5 protein-coding genes and 1 pseudogene are annotated in these 4,622 nt (G+C 67.8%); all 6 read right to left on the reverse strand.

The window, feature by feature from the left end; translation table 11 throughout:
• The coding region (locus tag Q0L11_RS14450; RefSeq protein ID WP_296598143.1) for a glutathione peroxidase at positions 1-268 on the reverse strand (268 nt) is incomplete at its 3' end.
• Positions 269-278: 10 nt separating this feature from the next.
• Complete coding sequence (locus Q0L11_RS14455; RefSeq protein WP_296598145.1) at positions 279-1,592, reverse strand: pyruvate dehydrogenase complex dihydrolipoamide acetyltransferase; 1,314 nt, start codon at positions 1,590-1,592, stop codon at positions 279-281.
• Positions 1,593-1,630: 38 nt separating this feature from the next.
• Positions 1,631-2,038 carry a GFA family protein gene (locus Q0L11_RS14460; RefSeq protein ID WP_296598146.1) on the reverse strand — a complete coding sequence of 136 codons (408 nt, stop codon included), beginning with the start codon at positions 2,036-2,038 and terminating at the stop codon, positions 1,631-1,633.
• Positions 2,035-3,438 (reverse strand): pyruvate dehydrogenase complex E1 component subunit beta, encoded by a 1,404-nt coding sequence (locus tag Q0L11_RS14465; protein ID WP_296598147.1) that lies wholly within the window; start codon positions 3,436-3,438, stop codon positions 2,035-2,037. Before Q0L11_RS14465 ends, Q0L11_RS14460 begins: the two co-directional genes overlap by 4 nt.
• A complete protein-coding gene (gene pdhA, locus Q0L11_RS14470) occupies positions 3,435-4,499 on the reverse strand; it encodes a pyruvate dehydrogenase (acetyl-transferring) E1 component subunit alpha (RefSeq protein WP_296598149.1) in 1,065 nt (354 codons plus the stop codon). Before pdhA ends, Q0L11_RS14465 begins: the two co-directional genes overlap by 4 nt.
• A gap of 48 nt (positions 4,500-4,547) precedes the next feature.
• Positions 4,548-4,622, reverse strand: a pseudogene (locus Q0L11_RS14475) (septum formation initiator family protein); the annotation flags it as partial.

The raw sequence follows: 4,622 nt of genomic DNA on the forward strand, positions 1-4,622 counted from the left end.
ACTGCACGTCGTAGGTCAGCGAGCAGAAGTTCGCGATCTCCTCGGCGTCGCCGGGTTCCTGCTGGCCGAACTGGTTGCAGGGAAAGCCCAGCACCACGAGGCCGCGGTCGCGGAAGCGCTTGTAAAGCTTCTCCAGCCCTTCGTACTGCCGGGTGAAGCCGCACTTGCTGGCCGTGTTGACGATGAGCACCACCTTGCCCCGGTAGGCGTCCAGCGGCGCCGGCTTGCCGTCCAGCGTCTCGGCGCTGAAGTCGTAGAAGCTGCTCATGACGTGCGCCTCAGACGATCAGGGTGATGGGGTCTTCGAGCAGCGGCTTGAAGGCCGCCAGCCACTTCGCGCCCGTGGCGCCGTCCACCACCCGATGGTCGCAGGTCAGGGTCACGGTCATCACGGTGGCGATCTCCAACTTGTCGCCACGCACCACGGGCCGCTTCTCGCCTACGCCCACAGAGAGGATAGCGCCCTGCGGCTCGTTGATGATCGAGGCGAAGCTCTTGATGCCGAACATCCCCAGGTTCGAGACCGAGAAGGTCCCGCCCTGGAACTCCTCGGGTTTCAGCTTCTTGGTGCGCGCTCGCTCAGCCAGGTCCTTGGCCTCGACGGCGATCTGGGCCAGGCCCTTCGTCTCACACGCGCGGATGATCGGGGTGATCAGGCCGCCCGGCACAGCCACCGCCATGGCGATGTCCGCGTGCTTGTGCATGGCGATGCCCTCGGGCGTGTAGGAGGCGTTGGCCTCGGGCACGCGCATCAGGGCGACGGCCGAGGCCTTCAGCACCATGTCGTTGACGCTGACCTTCACGCCCTGCTTCTCCAGCATGGCGTTGATCTTGGTGCGGGCGGCCAGCAGCTCGTCGATCTCGATGTCGACGGTCAGCGGGAAGTGCGGCACGTCGCGGAAGCTGTCGGTCATCCGGCGCGCCACGGTCTTGCGCATGCCGTCCAGCGGGATGAGCTCGTAGCTGCCGGCGGGAATGCCTTGCTGCTCCAAAGTCATGTGCTGGCGCGGGGCCGCGGCGGGCGCGGCGCCCGGCGCCGATGGGGTGGCGGCCGGCGCCTTGGCCTGGCCCGGCTGGGCGTTGTCGATGTCGACCTTCACGATGCGGCCATGAGGGCCGGTGCCGGTGACGGCAGCCAGGTCGATGCCCTTCTGCTCGGCAAGGCGGCGGGCCAGGGGCGAGGCGAAGATGCGCCCGCCGTCGGCGGCCGTCGCAGGGGCTGGAGCCGCGGCGGACGCTGCCTTGGCCTCGGCCTTCGCCGGTTCAGCGGCCTTGGCAGGCTCGGGCGCTGCCGCCTTGGGCGCCTCCGGCTTCGGAGCCTCCCCCTTCGCAGCCGGCGCTGGGGCCTCGCCCTCCCCGGCCAGGCGCGCGATGGGCGTGTTGACCTTGACGCCCTCGGATCCCTCCGGGATCAGGATATCCTCGACGACGCCCTCGTCGACGGCTTCCACCTCCATGGTGGCCTTGTCGGTCTCGATCTCGGCGATCACGTCGCCGGACTTCACGGCGTCGCCCTTCTTCACGTGCCACTTGGCGAGCGTGCCCTCCTCCATGGTGGGCGACAGGGCGGGCATCAGGACGTCGATGGACATTGGCTGTCTCTAGTCTTTCCGGATCTGGGCCGCGCGGCTCACGCGGGCTCCTTGGAGAGGTGGGCGAGGCCGGCGGCGTTGGCCTCCCAGTTCTGGCCGTCGAAGGCTTCGATGACGACCTCCAGGCCCTCGACGCTGTCGAGGCAGCGGCCGTTGACGCTCCAGCCGTCCGGGTTCGACCGCGGTCGGTAGAAGCTCTTTACGCCGCACTCCGAACAGAACAGGTGCTTCGCCACCCGCGTGTTGAAGGTGTACTCGGCCAGGCGGTCGATGCCCTTGGTGATGCGGAACCGGCTCTCGGGCACGATCACGTGCACGAAGCCGGTCTTGGCGCACATCGAGCAGTTGCAGCTCTGGGCCTCGACGCGTGGCGGCAGCGCCACCTCGAAGCGGACCCCGCCGCAGTGGCACCCGCCCGCCCGCCATTGGAACGGGCTGTCGGTCATTTGTAGCTCACCGCCTTCGCCGCCTTCACGATCCGCTCGACCGAAGGCATCGACATGGCCTCCAGGTTGGCCGCGTAGGGCAGCGGCACGTCCTCCTGGTGGACCCGCAGCGGCGGGGCGTCCAGGTAGTCGAAGGCCAGCTCCGTCACCTTGGCCGCGACCTCGGCGCCGACGCCCATCGGGCCCCAGCCTTCCTCGACGGTGACCAGACGGTTCGTCTTCTTCACGCTCTCGACGACGGTCTCGATGTCCATGGGACGGATCGTGCGCAGGTCGACGACCTCGGCCTCGATGCCTTCCTTGGCCAATTCCTCGGCCGCCTGCAGGCAGAAGCCGACCATGCGGGAATAGGCGACCAGCGTGACGCCCGTCCCCTCGCGACGGACCTTGGCCTTGCCGATCGGCACCACCCAGTCGATGCCCTCGGGCACGTCGAACTCCTGGCCGTAGAGCATCTCGTGCTCCAGGAAGACCACGGGGTTCGGGTCGCGGATCGCCGCCTTGAGCAGCCCCTTGGCGTCGGCCGCGTCATAGGGCGCGATGACCTTCAGGCCCGGCACGTGGCCGTACCAGGCGGCGTAGTCCTGGCTGTGCTGCGCCGCCACGCGCGCCGCCGCGCCGTTGGGGCCACGGAAGACGATGGACGCCTTGATCTGACCACCCGACATGTACAGTGTCTTCGCGGCAGAATTGATAATATGATCAATTGCCTGCATCGCAAAGTTGAACGTCATGAACTCGACGATCGGCTTCAGCCCCGCCATCGCCGCGCCCACGCCCAGGCCGGCGAAGCCGTACTCGGTGATCGGGGTGTCGATGACGCGCTTGGGCCCGAACTCGTCCAGCAGGCCGCGGCTGACCTTGTAGGCGCCCTGGTACTGCGCGACCTCCTCGCCCATCAGGAAGACGTCGCCGTCGGCGCGCATCTCCTCGGCCATCGCGTCGCGCAGGGCGTCGCGGACCGTGGTCTTCACCAGGCTCACGCCTTCCGGCAATTCAGGGTCCCTGAGTTCGACCTTCGGCGTCACGGGCGTTGCGCCCTCGCCTTCCGGCTTTGGCTTCGCCGCCTCGGGGGGCTGCTTCTCCGGGTCGCCCGCCGCGGCTTCCGAGGCCACCGCAGGCTTCTCGACCGGAGCTGGCGCCGACGCTGCGGCCGCCCCCCCTTCGCCGCCGAGCCGGGCGATCGGGGTGTTGACCTTCACCTCCTCGGAGCCCTCCGGCACCAGGATGGCGGAGACGACGCCCTCGTCGACCGCCTCGACTTCCATGGTTGCCTTGTCGGTCTCGATTTCGGCGATGACGTCGCCGGACTTGACCGTGTCCCCCACCTTCACGTGCCACTTGGCGAGCGTGCCCTCCTCCATCGTCGGAGAGAGCGCCGGCATCAGGATGTCGGTCACGCGCGGCCCCCTTGAGCAGCAACGTCCGTGTAGACGTCGGTGTACAGCTCGGAGGGATCCGGCTCGGGGCTCGTACGGGCGAACTCCGCGGCGTCGGCGACGATCTTCTTCACATCCGCATCGATGGCCTTCAGCGTGGCCTCGTCGGCCCAGCCGTTCTTCTCGAGCAGTTCCTCGACGTGGTCGATCGGGTCGCGGGTCTTACGGACCTCGTCCACCTCCTCGCGTGTCCGGTACTTTGCCGGATCGCTCATCGAATGGCCGCGATAGCGGTAGGTCTTCATCTCCAGGATATAAGGTCCCTTGCCCGAGCGGGCGTAGTCGGCGGCCTTTTCGGCGGCCGCCTTCACGGCCAGCACGTCCATGCCGTCCACCTCCTCGCCGGGGATGCCGAACGAGACGCCGCGCTTGTGCAGGCGCGTCTCCGACGATGAGCGCTGAATGGCCGTGCCCATGGCGTACTGGTTGTTCTCGATCACATAGACGACCGGCAGCTTCCACAGCTCGGCCATGTTGAAGGCCTCGTAGACCTGTCCCTGGTTGGCCGCGCCGTCGCCGAAGAAGGCGAAGCTGACCTTGCCGTCCTCGCGGTACCAGTTGGCAAGCGCTAGGCCCGTTCCAAGTGGCACCTGCGCGCCCACGATGCCGTGGCCGCCGTAGAAGGCCGCCTCGGTCGAGAACATGTGCATCGAGCCGCCCTTACCCTTCGAAGAGCCGCCGATCCGGCCAGTCAGCTCGGCCATGACCTCCTTCGGGTCCATGCCGCACGTCAGCATGTGGCCGTGGTCGCGATAGCCGGTGATGATCTCGTCGCCCGGCTTCTTGGCCGCCTCGACGCCAACGGCGATGGCTTCCTGCCCGATGTAGAGGTGGCAGAATCCGCCGATCAGGCCCATGCCGTAAAGCTGGCCGGCCCGCTCCTCGAAGCGGCGGATCAGCAGCATTTCCCGATAGTAGCCGAGGAGCTCTTCCTTGGTCGGCCCGGCCGCGCCCTTGCTGGACGTGTCAGCCGCGCCATTGGCCTTCCGCCGACCGGTCGTGCCGGCCTGCCCGCGCGCCATGCGTCACTCCGTGATCTTCTTGATGGCTGTAAGACCGCCGAAGCGGTCCTAACGTTTCAAGCGGATCACATAATCCCTCGGGTCCGCGAAGCCTAGCAGGGAGCGCGCCCTTTCCTCCAGGAG

This window comes from Phenylobacterium sp., from assembly GCF_024508875.1.
Classification (GTDB): Bacteria; Pseudomonadota; Alphaproteobacteria; order Caulobacterales; family Caulobacteraceae; genus Phenylobacterium.